This is a genomic window from Corynebacterium sp. J010B-136 (genome assembly GCF_002967075.1).
Taxonomy (GTDB): domain Bacteria; phylum Actinomycetota; class Actinomycetes; order Mycobacteriales; family Mycobacteriaceae; genus Corynebacterium.
In genome coordinates this window covers 358,637-376,174 of the sequence record NZ_PUGE01000002.1, presented here as the reverse complement: position 1 = coordinate 376,174, position 17,538 = coordinate 358,637, and the positions used below count along the sequence as shown (strand labels likewise).

At 55.2% G+C, this 17,538-nt stretch carries 17 protein-coding genes; 8 read left to right on the top strand and 9 right to left on the bottom strand.

What is annotated here, in order from left to right; genetic code table 11:
• Positions 1–11 precede the first annotated feature (11 nt).
• Both C5Y44_RS05085 and C5Y44_RS05080 read right to left on the bottom strand, forming a co-directional pair.
• Positions 12–1,421 (bottom strand): DHA2 family efflux MFS transporter permease subunit, encoded by a 1,410-nt coding sequence (locus C5Y44_RS05085; RefSeq protein WP_369831070.1) that lies wholly within the window; start codon positions 1,419–1,421, stop codon positions 12–14.
• A 10-nt stretch (positions 1,422–1,431) separates the two neighbouring features.
• The gene (locus C5Y44_RS05080; protein ID WP_105323945.1) at positions 1,432–2,706 is read right to left on the bottom strand and encodes an MFS transporter; all 1,275 of its coding nucleotides are present in this window, start codon (positions 2,704–2,706) and stop codon (positions 1,432–1,434) included.
• Between the two features lie 37 nt (positions 2,707–2,743).
• Here C5Y44_RS05080 and C5Y44_RS05075 point away from each other — a divergent pair, with 37 nt between their 5' ends.
• Complete coding sequence (locus C5Y44_RS05075; RefSeq protein ID WP_105323944.1) at positions 2,744–3,067, top strand: hypothetical protein; 324 nt, start codon at positions 2,744–2,746, stop codon at positions 3,065–3,067.
• 65 nt (positions 3,068–3,132) lie between these two features.
• Here the strand turns inward: C5Y44_RS05075 and C5Y44_RS05070 are convergent, their stop codons facing one another.
• From C5Y44_RS05070 to gatC, 3 genes are all read right to left on the bottom strand, one after another.
• Positions 3,133–3,993: a siderophore-interacting protein gene (locus C5Y44_RS05070; RefSeq protein ID WP_105323943.1), complete on the bottom strand. Its 861-nt coding sequence runs from the start codon at positions 3,991–3,993 to the stop codon at positions 3,133–3,135.
• 191 nt (positions 3,994–4,184) lie between these two features.
• On the bottom strand, positions 4,185–5,669 hold the full coding sequence (gene gatA, locus C5Y44_RS05065; protein WP_105323942.1) for an Asp-tRNA(Asn)/Glu-tRNA(Gln) amidotransferase subunit GatA: 1,485 nt from the start codon (positions 5,667–5,669) through the stop codon (positions 4,185–4,187).
• A complete protein-coding gene (gene gatC / locus C5Y44_RS05060) occupies positions 5,670–5,966 on the bottom strand; it encodes an Asp-tRNA(Asn)/Glu-tRNA(Gln) amidotransferase subunit GatC (RefSeq protein WP_105323941.1) in 297 nt (98 codons plus the stop codon).
• Positions 5,967–6,165: 199 nt separating this feature from the next.
• Between gatC and C5Y44_RS05055 the strand changes: the two genes are divergently transcribed.
• A complete protein-coding gene (locus C5Y44_RS05055) occupies positions 6,166–6,831 on the top strand; it encodes an amino acid-binding ACT domain protein (protein ID WP_066797677.1) in 666 nt (221 codons plus the stop codon).
• Positions 6,832–7,028: 197 nt separating this feature from the next.
• The gene (locus C5Y44_RS05050; protein WP_105323940.1) at positions 7,029–8,465 is read left to right on the top strand and encodes a DHA2 family efflux MFS transporter permease subunit; all 1,437 of its coding nucleotides are present in this window, start codon (positions 7,029–7,031) and stop codon (positions 8,463–8,465) included.
• 82 nt (positions 8,466–8,547) lie between these two features.
• On the opposite strand, the gene ligA is transcribed toward C5Y44_RS05050, so the two are convergent.
• Entirely contained in the window at positions 8,548–10,617 is a 2,070-nt protein-coding gene (ligA, locus tag C5Y44_RS05045; RefSeq protein ID WP_105323939.1) for an NAD-dependent DNA ligase LigA, read from the bottom strand.
• An 88-nt stretch (positions 10,618–10,705) separates the two neighbouring features.
• Here ligA and C5Y44_RS05040 point away from each other — a divergent pair, with 88 nt between their 5' ends.
• From C5Y44_RS05040 to C5Y44_RS05025, 4 genes are all read left to right on the top strand, one after another.
• On the top strand, positions 10,706–11,377 hold the full coding sequence (locus C5Y44_RS05040) for a 3'-5' exonuclease (protein WP_105323938.1): 672 nt from the start codon (positions 10,706–10,708) through the stop codon (positions 11,375–11,377).
• Positions 11,378–11,492: 115 nt separating this feature from the next.
• Positions 11,493–12,035, top strand: a complete 543-nt coding sequence (locus tag C5Y44_RS05035; RefSeq protein ID WP_105323937.1) for a helix-turn-helix transcriptional regulator — start codon at positions 11,493–11,495, stop codon at positions 12,033–12,035.
• A 22-nt stretch (positions 12,036–12,057) separates the two neighbouring features.
• Positions 12,058–13,047, top strand: coding sequence for a serine hydrolase (locus tag C5Y44_RS05030; protein ID WP_105323936.1), 990 nt, complete (start codon positions 12,058–12,060; stop codon positions 13,045–13,047).
• The gene (locus C5Y44_RS05025) at positions 13,047–13,331 is read left to right on the top strand and encodes a hypothetical protein (RefSeq protein ID WP_105323935.1); all 285 of its coding nucleotides are present in this window, start codon (positions 13,047–13,049) and stop codon (positions 13,329–13,331) included. The genes C5Y44_RS05030 and C5Y44_RS05025 overlap by 1 nt, the downstream gene beginning before the upstream one ends.
• On the opposite strand, the gene C5Y44_RS05020 is transcribed toward C5Y44_RS05025, so the two are convergent.
• Entirely contained in the window at positions 13,328–14,278 is a 951-nt protein-coding gene (locus C5Y44_RS05020) for a methionine synthase (protein ID WP_105323934.1), read from the bottom strand. The genes C5Y44_RS05025 and C5Y44_RS05020 overlap by 4 nt on opposite strands.
• Before the next feature lie 10 nt (positions 14,279–14,288).
• Complete coding sequence (mnmA, locus tag C5Y44_RS05015) at positions 14,289–15,374, bottom strand: tRNA 2-thiouridine(34) synthase MnmA (protein ID WP_105323933.1); 1,086 nt, start codon at positions 15,372–15,374, stop codon at positions 14,289–14,291.
• A 27-nt stretch (positions 15,375–15,401) separates the two neighbouring features.
• On the opposite strand from mnmA, the gene C5Y44_RS05010 reads away from it, so the two are divergent.
• Entirely contained in the window at positions 15,402–16,256 is an 855-nt protein-coding gene (locus tag C5Y44_RS05010) for a spermidine synthase (RefSeq protein WP_199185990.1), read from the top strand.
• Here the strand turns inward: C5Y44_RS05010 and C5Y44_RS05005 are convergent.
• Complete coding sequence (locus tag C5Y44_RS05005) at positions 16,253–17,425, bottom strand: glycoside hydrolase family 25 protein (RefSeq protein WP_233189834.1); 1,173 nt, start codon at positions 17,423–17,425, stop codon at positions 16,253–16,255. The two genes, C5Y44_RS05010 and C5Y44_RS05005, sit on opposite strands and share 4 nt — an antisense overlap.
• Positions 17,426–17,538 lie beyond the last annotated feature (113 nt).

Below are 17,538 nucleotides of genomic sequence, written 5' to 3'. Positions count from 1 at the left end.
GTTTGGAATCTCTAAGCGCGCTTGGGCGTCAAGGTATTTTCAAAACAGGCCACGGCAATAAGACCTGCGACCATCACGGCTGCCGGCAGCACGAGCGCAATCGCCATGCCTTGGTGCAGCCCGAGGCTGGCGGAGCCGACCTGCATCGCAGCACCTACGGCAGCAGCACCCACCACAGCGCCAACTTGGCGGGTGGTGTTGTACACACCCGAAGCCGCGCCCATATAGCGCAGGTCCACGGTGCGCATGGCGGTAACCGAGTTCGGTGCCCACACAAAAGCATTGCCCACACCAAGCAGCGCTGAGGCACCGATAAACCAGAACAGTGCAGCATCGGTGTACATAATCCCGGCAATCCACAGCAGCGCCACGATGACAGAGCCGAAGCCAAACACCGACAGCAGCCGCGGCTTAATCCGGTCAGCCAAAGGTCCCACCAAAGGCGAGCCGAGACCTGCGGCCACGGCCATGGGCACCATCATCAGGCCTGCTTCGGCGGAGGTTAATCCCCGGCCGGTTTGAAACCACATCATGATCGGCAGCATCTGCGATGCCACAGCAAAGCCCATGGTGGAGATAGAAAAAGCACCGAGTGAGTAGTTGCGGTTTTTAAACAAAGTCAGCGGCACCAGTGGTTCGGTACCGCGTTTGCTCGCTGTGGCTTGCAGTCGCACGAACCAGGCAATCAAGCCAATGCCGCCGATAAGTAGGACAAAAGTCCACCACGGCCAGCCCAAGCCCGGGCCTTGCTGGATGGCGATAACCGCAGAGGTCATACCGACTAAGGTCACCACGACGCTTAGCTTGTCGATGCTCCGTGCATACGTCGGCAGCTTCGGCACCCACAGCGCAGATAGCACCAATGCAGCAATGCCTAATGGCAGGTGCAGGACGAAGACGCCGCGCCAGCCAAAGGTGCTGATGATAAATCCGCCCAGTACAGGTCCTACTAGTGAGGCAACGGATCCGACTGCACCCCACACACCAAGCGCTGGTCCGCGCGCATCTTGGGGAAAGATACGGTTGATTACGGCCATCGTCTGCGGGGTCAAGATGGCTGCGCCTAAACCTTGGACCGCGCGGGCGACTAGGAGCACCGCCAGGTTGGGCGCCAATGATGCAGCGAGTGCGGCGATCACAAAGACAGTAATGCCCAATTGGAACATCCGCGCTTGACCAAATCGGTCGCCCAAACGGCCCGTAAACAGAAGTGGTACGACCATGCACAACAGGTAGATGGAGGTTACCCACACAACTTGGTCAAACTCCGTATCGAAGTTGGCCATGATTTCAGGCGTTGCTACCGCGACGATGGTTTGATCCATCAGCACCATGAAAAAGCCCAGGCACAGCGCAGCTAAAGCGCGCCAGGCTTGGGGCTTCGACACTGAGGGCATCGGGGTAGGTTTAGTAGTAGACACGCAGGCTATCCTAACTGGATGTTTCACCTTCCGGTGAACCCTGACCCGATATGGTGTCGACGGGTGTCGTTGTTGCTTCTGATGCGACAAAGCTCGGTAGTACCTTCAGCCCGCGAATCATCGCCCAAATGGCGACTAACATGTAGGCACCAACGAGTAGGACAGCCAGCTGGTAGATCGACAAGGTGGTCAACAGTCCCGATGCGATAACCAAGCCGATTGGCCCGCCGAATTGCATGATGGCGGTGAACAGAGAAAATGCGCGCCCACGCATGTGTTCGGGGGTTTCTTCAGTAACCAGCACCATCTGCAAAGGTGAGAGCATGCCACCGGCAAAACCTGCGATTCCGCAGCCGATGACGACGAGCCAGGACACGCCGAGGGCGGCCATCATCGCAAAGCCTATGGCTTCAACCCCAACGGCAACGGCCCACACTAAACGACGACGCGAGGTACCGACTTTGGCAATGCCTGCGCCCGAGATCATCATGCCGATGGCGTAGAAAGAAAATGCCAAGCCCAGCAGGAAGGGCTGATCTGCCTTTTGGAAATGCGCGGGCATCAGCACGCCTAAAAATGGCGCAACAAGTGCCACTCCGCCGAAAAGGAAAATGGCTAGCAACCTAATCGGAGCGGGACTGATAACCTGTCCCCAGCTCTTGAGTGCTTGCAGGTTCAACGCATTATCTGTTGCCGCGGCCTGCTTTTCTTCTTCTGTAAGTTCGCGCTTGGCCAAGCGCAAGAAGGTAGTCAGCAATGCTGCGAGGAAGGAACAGGCTGCGGTGATGATGAGTACCAAGCTGGAATCGAGCGCGGCTAATAAGACGCCCGCAACAGCGGGGCCGACCAAAAATGCCACGCCTAAGATCGCCTGGTTAAGACCTGCGATATAGTCCACGGTCTTGCCTGAGGCCTGCGAGACATCGCCTACCAACGCGGAGCGCGCTGCCATGCCGGGGATATCTCCCACGCCGCCGATGATGCCTAAAGCAATAAACCAGGCGATGGTCAGCCCTAAGGTCTGATCGACGAGGACGACACCTGCGACAGATGCGCCGGAAATAATATCGGAGATAACCGACATGGGTTTTCTACCGACGGTATCGATGAGGTAGCCGCCGAGGAAAGCGAAGATGACAGAGGGTACTGCCACTGCTGCAGCGACCAGGCCCGCGGCGGCGGGGTCACCGGTGCGCTCTAAAACGATCCACGGCCATACGATGCCCGCAATCGAGTTGCCCAGCGCAGACATGCCCGCTGAGCCCAAATATATCCAGATATTCACTACCGGTACTGTACGGCAAAACGGCTATCATAAAAACATGTCTGCAATTGATATTAAAAATGCGAAAAAAGTAAAGACTGCGACTGTTGTGAGTGCAGGTCTGCTCGGTGGTTTCATCACCGCTCGGGAATCTGGAATCCGTCCGCTTGGCGGTGTTGTGCTCGCGGCTGCGGGTGGCTGGGCAGTGCGTTCGTGGTTGGCTAAAACTGATATTCCAACCACCGTGGGCCTGACCGCGCTGTATATCGGCGGTTTCGGTGCTTCTCACCCACTGGCGAAAAAGATTGGTGCTTGGCCAGCGGTCTTTGCGGTCACTGGAGCATCGGCAGGCGCGGCGTACCTGCTTTCTGACAGCAAGTAGGCTTCAATAAAGGCGAAGAGCCCGCATTCTGCTGCTGTACTCCTGCGTTAATTAACTTCAGTTAATTAACGCGTGCTGAGGCGCTCTTCTTCTGCCTCAATCTCCGCATTGAATTCCTGCTTGGACGATTGCCACTGGTCTTCGGTCATGCCGATGCGCCAGTAACCAGAGATGGAGACGTCCTCACGTGGGATTTCGGATTCGACAAAGAGGAAGCGACGCATCTCTTTAATCATTTCGGCAACGCCGTGTACGAACCAGCTGGTTTTCTTACCTTCTGGCACGCCGGCACCGCGGACGATGCGGGAAAGTTCCGTGCCATGCGTTGCGCCATTGCGGTAGACCCACTGGATGTCGATACCTTCACCCGTTGGGACCTCAAAGGTGCGGTCTTCGGATTCAATCTCGATATAGGCCGTTGCGGTGGCACCTTCTGGCAAGCGTGCCAAACCAGCGCTAATCGCTGGCGCGGCTGACTCATCGCCGGCGAAGACGAAGTGGTCATAGGATGCTTCTGGCTCCCACTTGCCGCCTGGACCGAAGAAACCGATCTTTGCTCCTACTTCCACATCGCGGCCCCATGGGCCTGCCAGACCGGAATCACCGTGGGTGACAAAGTCTGCCTCGAAATCGCCGGTCTCGGAGTTGAGGTTAAAAATGGTGTAGGTACGGGTAATGGGCTGCTTATCGCGTGGCTGTTCCTCGCGGATCTGTGCGGCATCGAAAGGCCATGCGTAATCTGCGCCCTCTGGAACAAACAGCAGCTTGATGTAGTGGTCGGTAAATTCTAATTCCTGGCCCACAAAGTCTGGTGAGTTCAAGCTGAGACGAACCAGGTCCGGAGAAAGCTGACGGCGACCAGTAACGGTTGCCTCGTGTGCCTTCCGTGCCTTGCGCTTGGGTGCTGGATTAGCTTGGTCAGCCATAGTGATCACTATCCTTAAATAATTCTGGGGTTGCTTCGTACCGGCGGAAATCTGCACGCCGCACACTTAGGCAAGGCTAACACATTAACTGCCAACGAGTTGTTGAGACCTTCATGACACAAAACTAAACCCGCTGGCCACAGCGCCATTACGGGCGCTTGGACCAACGGGTCTAGGGGTGAAATCAGCGTTTACTTGTTGCGGCCAGCCTCATAAGCTGCGCCGACCTTGTACAGGCGGTCATCCTGGAATGCCGGTGCCATGATCTGCAGACCGGTAGGCAGGCCGGTATCGGAAGCCATTCCGGACGGTACAGACATGCCGCACAGACCAGCAAGGTTCAATGGCAAGGTGCACAAGTCGAAGTTGTACATCTCCATTGGATCCTCGGTCTTTTCACCGAGCTTAAAGGCAGTGGTTGGCGTGGTTGGGGAAACCAACACGTCAACCTGCTCAAAGGCGCGGGCGAAATCTTCTGCAATCAGGGTACGTACACGCTGTGCCTGCAGGTAGTAGGCATCGTAGTAGCCCACCGACAGCGCATAGGTACCCAGCATGATGCGACGCTTGACCTCAGGGCCAAAGCCTTCAGCACGGGAGATGCTCATGACGTCATCAGCAGAGTGCGAGCCGTCATCGCCAGAGCGCAGGCCGTAGCGCATGCCGTCGAAACGCGCGAGGTTCGAAGACACCTCACACGGCATAATCAAGTAGTACGCAGCAAGGGCATCGTCAAAGTGCGGGCAGTCAACCTCAACGGTCTCAGCGCCTTGCGCTACCAGCTGGTCAACAGCTGCGCGGTACGCTTCCATCACGCCTGGCTGCCAGCCATCGCGCTCAAACTGCTTAATCAGGCCAACCTTAACACCTGACAAGTCACCCTTTGCGCCTTCGCGCGCCGCAGCAACAACATCTGCCACCGGACGGTTCACAGAAGTCGCATCAAATTCATCGTGGCCTGCGATAACCTCGTGCAATAGCGCGGTATCAAGGACAGTACGCGCGGTTGGACCGGCCTGGTCCAAAGAAGAAGCAGCAGCGATAAGTCCGTAGCGCGACACCGTGCCATAGGTCGGCTTCACACCAACAGTGTTGGTCAACGCCGCTGGCTGGCGGATCGAACCACCGGTATCGGTACCGATACCCAAAGGTGCCTGGCCAGATGCCAAGGCAGCGGAAGTTCCGCCACCGGAACCACCTGGGGTGCGCTCCAGATCGTGTGGGTTGTGCACGGGACCATAGGCAGAGTTCTCATTCGAAGAACCCATGGCAAATTCATCCAAGTTGGTCTTGCCCAAGATCGGAATGCCGGCCTCGCGCAGTTTCTTGGTCACCGTGGCATCGTAAGGCGAAATCCAGCCTTCTAGCATCTTGGATGCTGCAGTGGTTGGCGCATCCGTCGTCGTCAGCAAGTCCTTCAATGCCAAAGGCACGCCAGCCAAGGCCGATGCCGGCTTCTCACCTGCATCCAATGCCTTATCAACGGCATCGGCAGTAGCCAAAGCTTCTTCTGCACCAACGTGCAGGAAAGAATTCAAAGCATCGTTGGTCTCAGCGATGCGATCAAGGTGCGCTTGCACAACCTCGCGGGAGGTAACCTCACGGGAGTGGATTTTTTCCGCTAGTTCAGCAGCGCTTAACGATGTAAGCCCCTCAGCAGGAACTACATAGGACATTTATTCGCCTCCCAAAATCTGAGGAACTACAAAACGATCATCTTCAACCGCTGGCGCCTGGTCTAGTGCCTGCTCCGCGTTCAAGGTACGCACAATGACATCTTCACGCATCGAAGTGGTAATCGAATGCGGGTGGCTCATCGGCTCCACCCCTTCGGTATTGACCTTGCCTACGGCTGAGACTGCATCCACAATCTCATCGATTTGATTGGCAAACTGGTCAAGCTCTTCTTCGCTCAAAGCCAAACGTGACAGCTTGGCTAGATGGCTGATTTGTTCCCGCGAAATCTCAGACACGAGTTACCCATCCTTTTCCACAACGTTAATTATTTTCCTGCCTACCCATGCTACTGCACAGCCTGTTTCGAGATAACTATCCCCCGTGCCCTTATTTAATGCCACCTTTAGGTGCAAAAGTGAAGGTGGAGGTTGTAGCATGGAACACAATAGCCTTGCCTTTGGTTTAGTTTATTTAGAGAAAGCCTTTCATCAACCAATGTCTTTTTTAATCCGTGTCCAACTTCCCGATACTCCCGGCAGCCTTGGTGAATTAGCCGAAGCTATCGGCGCCGTCGACGGCAATATTAAATCCGTCGATATTGTAGATACGGCCCCTGATGGAACGGTAACCGATGACATCGTGGTCGAACTACCCGTTGGCACCTTGGCCGATACACTTATTACTGCAGCCAGCACCGTGAAAGGTGCCGAAGTAGATTCCATCCGCCCATTCTCTGGGCGTGTGGATCGGCGCGGGCAGATTAACTTGCTGTCCTCTATCGCAAAAAAGACGCACAATATTCAAGCCGCCATGGAACAACTCGTCCAGGCTATGCCGCAGGCACTGACTTCTAGCTGGGCAATTGTTGCTGATACTTCAGGAACGATCAAACGTGTCGCGGGTTCTTCTGCTGCTCCCGAAGATGATGGCACTGTCCCCTCTGACCTAGAAGTTGATACCGCGCGCCACCTCAATCCTGACACAGAGGATTGGATCCCAACTTCTTGGGCGCTGTTGGACTCATCCCTTGCGGCAACGCCCATCGGCTCTACCGGTTTAGTTCTTATCATCGGCCGCGTTGGCGGACCAGACTTCTTGGCTTCTGAGGTTGAGCACCTTGGAAACCTCGGCACCATCTTGGGCGCTTTCTTAAATAAGTAACCGCGCCTTAGTTTTCACCGGCCCCTCTTGCCGCCAGTAAGCTGTTCCAGCTCACTGGCCAGGTGGGCCGGTGTTTTGCTGCGTGCATAGCCAAAATCTTATTCTGCCTCAATGCGCACCCTGAGTTAGACTAGAACGCTTAGGCTATAATTTGGCCGAATTTTTTCCACTTTTGCTATAGATAGAAAAAGGTTCTAGTGCATTCCCGCCTTTCTCAATCCCCCTCTGCGGCCCAAAAATCCACAGAAATCCCTCCGCAACAATCCTGGCGTGCTTTAGCAGCGCTGTGCACCGGGTTATTTATCACCATGATGGACCAGACCCTGGTGGCCGTTGCACTTCCCCGCATCCGCGAAGACTTGGGCGCTAGCATCAACCAAGCAGTGTGGGTATCAGCGGTCTATCTCCTGACTTTCGCAGTGCCACTGCTTATCGCCGGTCGCTTGGGCGATCGCTTTGGTCAACGCAATGTGTACTTGGTCGGTATTAGCCTGTTTACTTTAGGCGCCGTCGCCTGTGCTTTTGCCCCAACGATTGAAATCCTTATTGCTTTGCGTGCCGTACAGGGCCTCGGCGCATCACTGGCCAACCCGCAGCCACTGAGCGTAATCAACAAAATCTTCCCACGTGAGCGTCGCGGTTCTGCCATGGGCGTGTGGAGCGCTGTTGCCGGTTCTGCTGGACTTTTCGGTCCCGTCGTCGGTGGCGTCTTGGTAGGTTTTGTCGGCTGGCGCTGGACATTCTTCCTCTACTTGCCACTAGGACTGGTGTGCCTAACACTAGTTGCGCTGTGGGTGCCGAAGCTGCCAACGATGACCGGCCGCATCGATTTCCTAAGCGCTCTGGTTTCTCTCATCGCGGTACTCGCTGTGGTCTTCTCTGTCCAGCAGGGGCCCGATTTGGGTTGGCCGCTATGGCTGTGGGCTCTGCTGGTACTAGGGCTCGGAGCCGCGGTGGTGTTTATCCGTTTACAAAGGACCGCTTCCCGGCGCGGCGCTGAGCCGCTTGTCCCCTTAGATTTATTCCAGCACCGCAATTTCTCTTTAGGCCTTTTCGCTGTTTCGATGCTCGGGTTTACAGTCTATGCCGTGAACTTGCCCATCATGTTGTACCTGCAAGAAAGCGCTGGTCTAACCTCGCAAGCTGCAGGTCTAGTGCTGGTTCCGATGGCAGTAATCTCCATGTTCATCGCCCCAGTAATTGGCCGCATTACTGACCGGGTCAGCCCAGGTGGTGTATCCATCCTCGGGTTTTCTTCGTTGATTTCATCCATGGTGCTTTTTGGAATCTTCATGTTCTTAGAAGTTCCCGCCGCCTGGATGCTGGTGCCGATTATCTTGTTGGGTGCAGCTAATGGTTTATGTTGGTCGCCGAATTCTACGATCTCAATGCGTGATCTGCCGCCGCATCTCGTTGGTGCTGCATCGGGTGTGTATAACACCGCCCGCCAAGTGGGCGCGGTATTAGGCGCAGCCAGCCTGGGCGCGGTGATGCAGATTGCCGGTCAGCATTTCTCTTTCCATGGTGCGATGGGCGCCGCGATGTTATTCCCAGTACTCTTCCTAGTCTGTGGCCTCATCGCGGTTGCCAATTTTCAGGCCAATCCTCGGGTTGTCAGCACATCACAGCCCTAGTACCGATTGAAAAATGGGGCTGGATGGGATTATCTCCCAACCAGCCCCAAATTCTGTTTCATTGGCGAGACGACTACAGGTACTAGCCTTCTTCTGGGCCAGCGCCCGTGGCAAGCAGAGTTTCAAAGCCTGCTTCATTAAGAATGGTCACGCCGAGGTCGCGGGCTTTAGTTTCCTTCGAGCCAGCATTTTCTCCTGCCACCACGAAGTCAGTCTTTTTCGATACTGAGCCGGATGCTTTGCCGCCACGCGAAATAATTGCTTCCTTGGCGCTATCGCGGGAGAAATTTTCCAAGGTGCCAGTGACCACGATGGTCAATCCTTCCAAGGTCTGCTCTGGCTTATCGGATTCATCGATAGCCATGGTGACCCCAGCGGCAGACCACTTCTCAACGATGGTGCGGTGCCAATCTACCTCAAACCATTCTTTGAAGCTTTCGGCAATAATTTGTCCCACGCCATCTGTTTGCGCGATATCTTCTACATCAGCGTCGCGCGCGGCCTCTAAAGAGCCGTAACGTGAAGCGATCGCACGCGCAGCCGTTGGGCCAACATGGCGGATAGACAACGCCACCAGCACGCGCCACAAATCTGTGTGGCGTGCGGTTTCCAGGTTACTGAGAAGCTTCTTGCCCGAAGCATTCACATTGCCAGCCTTGGTGGTGTAGACATCAGACTTCTTTAATAGCTCCTCCGTCAGGTCAAAGAGTTCCGACTCATCTTCCAGAACACCACGTTCAATGAGATCGATAGCGCCCTTCTCCCCCAGTGCTTCGATATCGAAGGCACCTCGCCCGGCAAGGTATTCCAGGCGCGCCGATAGCTGCGCTGGGCAGGTACGGGTATTGGGGCAGCGCCAGTCGGCATCGCCTTCTTTTTGCGGCGCAAGTTTCGTGCCACAAGATGGACAGTCTTCAGGGAAAGTCCACTCGACCTCACTGCCATCACGCTTTTCCAGTACTGGGCCCAGCACTTCTGGAATGATCTCACCGGCTTTGCGGATAATGACGGTATCGCCAATTAATACGCCCTTGCGCTTGACCTCAGATTGGTTGTGCAAAGTTGCCATGGAAACCGTGGAGCCTGATACGAAAACAGGGTTCATCACTGCATAGGGAGTAACGCGTCCGGTACGTCCCACGCCGACTTCAATATTCAACAGCTTGGTGGTGACTTCTTCCGGTGGATACTTATAGGCAATGGCCCAACGCGGCGCACGAGAGGTTGCACCGAAGCTGCGCTGGGTTGCTAGGTCATCGACCTTAATGACCACGCCATCCATCTCAAATTCAGCATCATGGCGGTGATCCGCCCAATACTTGACCTTGTCTTGGACTTCCTTAGACGTTGTCACGCGCTCGGTATAAGGCGAAACCGGCAAGCCCCAAGCAGCGATCGCGGCATAGGCATCGTGCTGGCTTTGCGGAGTAAACCCATCGCGGGCACCAATGCCGTGTGCGACTAAACGCAGGCGACGCTTTTTCACCTCTTCAGGATTTTTCATACGCAAACCACCGGCTGCTGAGTTTCGAGGATTGGCAAAAGCCTGCTTCCCGTCAGCAGCGCGTTCCTCGTTGAGCGTGTCGAAGTCTTCTGGGCGCATGTAAATCTCACCGCGGATTTCCACCAAAGCAGGCACTGGGTATTCATCCGTTCCCTGAAGCTCATGCGGGATCGACTCAATCACCTTGGCGTTGGCGGTGATATCTTCGCCAACGCGGCCATCGCCACGCGTTGCCGCGGTAGTAAGCTTTCCGTCCCGGTAGACCAAGTCAATTGATGCACCGTCGATTTTGAGCTCTGCTAAATAAGCCTTGGCCGGGGTACGGTCTAACCAGTCTTGTAGCTCGGAAGCATTGAAGACGTTGTCCAAGCTCATCATTCGCTCGAGGTGCTCAATATCTGCGAATGCTGAATCAGCCGCCGGTGCTGAACCTACCTCTTGGGTGGGTGATTCTGGAACCACCAATTGCGGGTGCGCGGATTCCAGCGCCACAAGCTCTTGAAATAGGGCATCAAAATCAGCATCGGGGATCGACGGCTGCTCGTTGTAGTAAAGCTCACGGTGGCGTCGCACTTCTTGGGCAAGCTCGGCCCAACGCTTCTGTGCTTCTTCCGGGGTTAGCTGGTCAAATGAATCAGTAGCAGTCACGCTTTCCAATTCTAGTGGGATCGAGGATGCAACCGGGATATTCCCCCACTCGGCGCCAATGTCTGCCCCTGCCTATAAAGTAAGGGCCATGAACTTCGACGCCTCCAAGATGCTTTCCTTCGACCTTGAAACCACCTCCATTAATACTCGCGAAGCCAAAATCGTTACCTCTGCGGTCATTCGTATCGCCGGCCGTGATGTAGTCAAGAAAGAAACTCTCGCCGACCCGGGCGTAGAAATCCCCGAAGCAGCAGCCAAGATTCACGGCATCACCACAGAAAAGGCTCGTGCAGAAGGCCGCCCGCATGATGAAGTCCTGCATGAGACCGTCAATGCCATTAAAGCTGCGTGGGACGAAGGCTTTACCCTCATTGTCTACAACGCGCCTTATGACCTATCTGTGCTGCGCAACCTCACTGGCGATTTTACTGTCACAGGCCCGGTCTTTGACCCTTATCTCATCGACCGCGTTAAAGACCGCTACCGCAAGGGCAAGCGCACCTTGGGCGACTTGTGCCGCGAGTACAAGGTCACTTTAGATAATGCCCACGAAGCAACTGCCGATGCTTTGGCTGCCGCGCGCATTGCGTGGAAACAAGTCAACCAACGTTGGCCTGAGCTTAAAGACATGGACTCTGATGAGCTCATGGAATTTCAAGCGGTGAATTTCTACGACCTCGCTGTTGATCAAAAGAAATACTTCGAAGGTATCGGGCGCGATGTCTCCGACTTCAACATGTCCTGGCCGCTGCAGGGCTAAATACTTAGGTAGAAATCCCCTTTACACCTTTTACAAAAATTCCAATATAATTGGAATCGCGAAGAATTATTTTAATTATATTGAAATAAATCCCTGAATGATGGAAGATGGGTTTATGTCTTCGACCCCAAAACCGCAACGCAACATGAGCGATGCCACGCAGCCCGCCAGCGCCGAAGAGCGCTTGGCTGCGCTGGAAGCTCGTGTTGAGGCGCTGGAGAACGCCGCTGCGAAATCTTCTGCGGCACAAGGGTTTTGGGTTGTGGATGCTCTTCATGCTCAACGTGACCAGATTCCTGAAGGCTCAGTTATTTTCGGCGGCGATATCGACGCAGCCGGTGGCAGCTATAGCTACCAGTGGCAACGTCCTCTCTCAACCCTTACTGAACCTTCAATGTGGAGCGAAAGCTTTGAACGCCTTTCCGCACTGGCACATCCGGTACGCGGGGAGATTCTGCGCCGATTACTGCAAGCTCCGGCCCAGGTCGCAGAGCTTGTCGATGAAGAGATCGTCACATCCACGTCGACGGCATATCACCATCTATCTGCGCTTTCTCATGCTGGTTGGATTAAAAAATCTGGCAGCGGCACTTATGAGATTGCGCCAGCGCGGGTAATTCCGCTTCTGACCATCATTTCAGCTGGTGAGGACCACTAGCTTAAGCAAAGGGGTAAGCGCCATGAAAAGATCGGTTCTTTTCGGCATCCTGGCAACCGTCGTCGTACTCATCGGACTTTTAATCGTCGGCCCACAGCGCATCGCGTTGGCAAAGAACAACACGGGCGATGAGGAATTAGCACACAAGCTGCGAGAAAACGCAGGCAAAGCCCAAAACCAGATCACTGCATTTACTTTCCACAATGGAGAAACTACCTTCGCGGGTGTCGGCGCCGATGAAAACACTGAGGTAGAAATTGGCTCTGTGACTAAGACTTTCACCACTGAGCTTTTACGCCAGCAAGTCGAAAGCGGAGACCTTAAATTAGACACCACGGTTGGAGACATCATTGATGTCGAAGGGAGTGACGTCGCAGATGTCACCATGCTGGAATTGGCTGAACATACTTCCGGTCTTCCGCGCTTGGACAAGGACAATTTTAAGATCTTCGGGAATCTTTTTGCGGCAAACCCTTACCTCGGCATTACGCAAGAGGACATCTTCGATGCTGCTCGCAATGCGAGTTTGAGTAACCGAGGTGAAGAGAACTATTCCAATTTTGGCGCCGCACTACTCGGCCAATTGCTAGCGGTTAACGCCAATGCCGACTACGCGGCCTTGGTCGAGCAAAATATCCTCGCCCCCGCTGATATGAACGACACCTACGTGGGTGGCGAATCCAATATTGCTGAGGATGCTCCCCGTGGGTTGGCAGCTAATGGAAAAGAGACTGCGCCTTGGGGCATGGATGGCTACGCACCTGCTGGTTCAATTCGCTCCACGGCGGCGGACATGTCCAAATACGCCACCTTCTTGCTGGAAAATAGCGAGTTCGAATTCGGTTGGTTCCCCGAGGATTCCGGCGGCTACTGGCATAACGGTGGCACCTACGGCTTTTCCACCATGCTAATTGTGGACCCAGAAAAGAATGAAGCCTTCTTTGCCAGCGGTAACACTCCGCAGGGTGTCGAAGAACTCGCCGTTGCTATCCGCCCAGGAGGTAATTCCTAATGCTTATCCCCTACGTGCTCTACCTAATACTGGCGCTTATCGTTGGCGACAATTTCTACCAGATGTGGAAACTCACTCGCCCTGTGCAACCTGCAAAGTCCACGGCCAAGGTTTTAAGCCACTTGGTCTTTACCCTGGCCATCATTGTGTTTATTGCCTACACCATGCAATGGAATGTCCTGATCTCCATATTCATGTGGTGGCTAATAGCAATAACCACCGCGGCCTATGCGGGCGTAGCTATCTGGCGCGTACTGCGCAATAGCGAAGTCAAGCAGGCTTAAAGATCGCCGGCGTCACGCTCGAGGATGCCGGCGATTTCCGCTACAAAGCGGTAAGCCGCTGCCATGTCTTTAAGGCTTTCTCCTGCGGTGGCAGGGACAATGTCAAGGTCAGTAGTCAGGCGGATTCGGGAATGTCCGATACGGTCCCAGGCTTTGGCAATGCTGATGGAGACTTGGCGTGAGTCTTTCAGGCTGCCGTCATCAAAGAAAGGATTGATCGCCAAAGCGAGGCGGTGGCCTTCTTCGATGTGCTCGCCGATGCCATCTTGGTCAGTCGTTAACAGGTTGACGTCGATTACGGCAGTCTTTGCCACCCGTGCTGCTTCCCAGTTGGGGTGTTGCCCGGTGAAGTTCAGTAAGTCTGCATCAAATTGTTCTATGGCATCCGCTGCTACTTCAGATGGAACTGGGCGCACGGGATCGAAATCCGTGGTGCCTTTGAGGCCTGCTAGGACATCGCCGTAGAGAGGTTCATCAATCTGCACGGAAATATCGCAGTGGAAACGGTTTTTCAGATCCCGGATATGCTCATCCAACCCAGCATGTAAAGCAGCGGTGAGATCACGCAGGGCACCAGAATCAGTAATGGCGCGATGCCCGTTAGACAGCTCCAATGAGGCAGCAAGGGTCCACGGGCCAATAACTTGCACCTTGAGGCTGTCGAGGTCATCGCCCCACAACTCCTGCAGGATATCGAGGTCACGGTCCATGCGATCCCACATGGCGCGTGATGCCAACTGTGGACGGTCGGTCAAGCGCCAGCTGCGCGGGCCGAGATCGACAGACACAGCTTCCAGAAGCCCTGCGGTACGACCGATAGCATCGGATCCCAAACCACGGGTGGGAAGTTGCGGCAGGTGCAAACTATCGCCGGTCTCCCCGGCGACAATATCCGCAGCAAGAGCAATATCGGTGCCAGGCACCGGGCCTAATCCAAACGCCGTCATCTATCTCGTGCTAAGCCGTTTCAATAATCGTGCCGGAGCCGATGACAATATCGCCCAGCTCATCCGGAGATGGGAAGTACAGCACGGCAGCCTGTCCTGGAGCGACACCAGACAGCGGCTCGGTGAGTTTCAAAACCATGGTGTCGGCATCCCGATCTACCTGCGCATGGCATGCCACGACGGAGCCGTGCGCACGTACCTGCACGTCGCAATCAAATTCGCCGTCCATCGCAGGGTGCAGATACTTCAAGCGGTCCGCGGTAATTTCGGTGACCTTGAGGTCCTCACGGGATCCAACGGTTACGGTGCCAGTTTGAGCATCGATACCAGTGACATAGCGTGGGCGACCATCGGCAGCCGGTGCCTTAATGTCCAAACCCTTGCGCTGGCCGATGGTGTAGTTCCACGCACCATCGTGCTCACGCAGCTCAGTACCGTCCTGGTCCACAATCATGCCTGGGCGCATGCCGATGCGCGCGCCTAAGAAAGCCTGAGTGTTGCCATCAGGGATAAAGCAGATGTCGTAAGAATCTGGCTTGGATGCCGTGGAGAAACCGTGACGCTTGGCTTCCTCACGAATCAGCGGCTTCGGAGTATCGCCGATTGGGAAGTAGCAGTAATTGAGCTCTTCTGCGGTGATAACACCCAGTACGTAGGACTGGTCCTTGTTCTCATCCAAGGAACGGCGCATGTAGCCGTCCTTGTCCAAGGTGGCGTAGTGGCCGGTGGCGACGGCATCAAAGCCGAGCGCCATGCCCTTGCGCAAGAGCGCTGCAAACTTAATCTTTTCATTGCAGCGCAAGCACGGGTTTGGGGTTTCACCACGGGCATAGGAATCCACGAAGTCAGTGATCACTGCTTCTTTGAATTCTTCGGAAAAGTCCCAGACGTAAAATGGGATGCCTAATTTATCGCAGATGCGTCGTGCATCTGCGGAATCTTCCAATGAGCAGCATCCACGTGCTTTCTCACGGGTTTGTTGGGCATCTTTGTGCAGGGCAAGGTGGACGCCGACCACCTCATGTCCTGCTTCAACGGCACGAGCCGCTGCGACAGATGAGTCGACGCCTCCTGACATGGCAACCAAAACTCGCATGTTATGGGAGTGTACTCTTTATTAGCTATGGGTAAAAAGCGCGGCAAACGAGGTCACAGTTCTTCTTCCTCCAGCGTTGGAGCACAGACCTCACCAATTGGTACTTATGAAATTTCCACGGGCACTGCGGAGATTGAAGCAGACCCGTTTCGCGATGGTGCATATGTCTTGCACGTCAATGGTGTCCCTAGTTCCCATATTGTTCCGGGTCAGCCGCGGGACCTCGAATTTGAATACATGCGCTGGATTGCCGCCGCCGTGGAGGCATTTGCACCTGGTCATCGTCTGACTCATTTAGGCGGCGGTGCATGTTCGCTGGCGCGCTATTTTGCCGATATCTGGGATGACTCTAAGAACACTGTCGTGGAATTTGATGCCAAGCTCGGCGAACTAGTCCGCGAGAAATTCGATATCCCCCGTGCACCGAAGGTGAAGATTCGTGCGGGCGAAGCTCGTGAGGAAACCGAGAAATTTCTGCCGGCCTCCCGCGATGTCATCATCCGTGATGTATTCGCCGGCGCTGTCACGCCTACTCCCCTGACCACCGTGGAGTTTTTCCAAGCGGCGCACCGCTCACTGGTGCACGGTGGGCTCTATGTCGCCAACTGCGGCGATCATTCTGATTTGCGCGGTGCCAAAGCAGAAATCGCCGGGCTTAAGCAAGTCTTTGCTCACGTTGCGGTTATCGCGGATCCGCCCATGCTCAAAGGCCGGCGCTACGGCAACATCATTCTGATTGCTTCAGATACGGAGTTGCCTTCGCAGCACCAAGAGATGACCTCTCGCCTACTGGGCGGCGCGGTACCCGCGCACTACAAGGGACCAGCCTGGACTGAAAAGTTCGCGGCTGGTGCTGCTGCCCGCCACGATGCGGAAGACTAGTGCTGGGCCATCTCGGTGAGCGCACCGACGGCGGCTTCATACTCGGGGGATTCGGCAGCGCCGGCTGGCGCCACGCCGTTCTCTTCAGCAACGTGCTGGGCGTTATCCAGCAGCAGCACCAAATCACCGAGGGTGTAATGGCCATTGGCCATCTCTTTAAGTTGTTCGACTGGCAAGTTGTTCTGCGCAATCAGGTCATTGACGACATCGGGAAGGCCTTCCAGGTTGGCGTTCTCGGCGGCATCGACAAGCGCTGGCGCTGCAATGGCCCCTGCTGCCAGAGCTAAGATGACCCCGATGATTGCTGCGGCGTCGCCACCTAAATCAATACCTTCGTCAACGGTCAAGCCTTCCAGCTTGCCGCCAGAGGCTTCCAGCTGACCGGCGGAGAACATATTTAGCTGATTTTCATCGCCATTGAAAAGGTTCAAGTCCACATTTCCGGCAATGCCGTTGACGCGGCCGGCATCGGAGCGCTGCCACATATCCAGCTTGTCCCAACCGCCAACCGGCTGCGGTGCGGTGGACTGATAAGCAGCCAGCCACAGTGGGTAGTTCGCAAACTCCTGGGAGTTATTCATCTGCTCAATCCAGAAATAGCGGTAGGTATAGACCATTGGCGTGCGGCCGGTTAGTGACTGCAGCTCGTTTAAGAACTCACGCGTCCAGGCGCTGAGCTGCTCGGGGCTTTTGCCCTCGGCAACTTCTAAGTCCAGCACAGGTGGCAAAGAGTGATTTCCCACCTGGTTATATTGCGCGGCATAGTGCTGTGCCTGTGCACGCGGGTCACCCGCGGGGCGCGCGTAGTGGTAGGTACCGACTTTCATGCCGCTTGCCGCAGCCTGTGAGGCATCTTCTGCCAAGTGTTCATTAGTCCACGTGGAACCTTCCGAAGCCTTGATGACAGCAAAGGATTGGCCATCGGTGCGGACCTGATCCCACGCAATTGCTTGGCCATTAGGGTGCTGCCAGCGGGAGACATCCACACCGGAGGCGATACCCGGCACGGTCGATGCCGTGGGGTTTACAGAACCCGGTACAACGCCTTCCGGCAATTCGATCGGAAGATTCGCTGGGAGACCAGGAATTGCCGTGGCAGGAAGGACCAATAAGGATCCGGCAACGGCAGCGGTGGCGGTCACGGCAGTAAGCAAGCGGAGTTTACGCATGCACCACAGCATAACTGAATTCACTCCAGTCACATACGTTTCATACGTAACAATTTCGACATTTCTCCAAGCATTTAACTTTTCCTCACCCTTTTAGAGCATTTCCGGTGCCG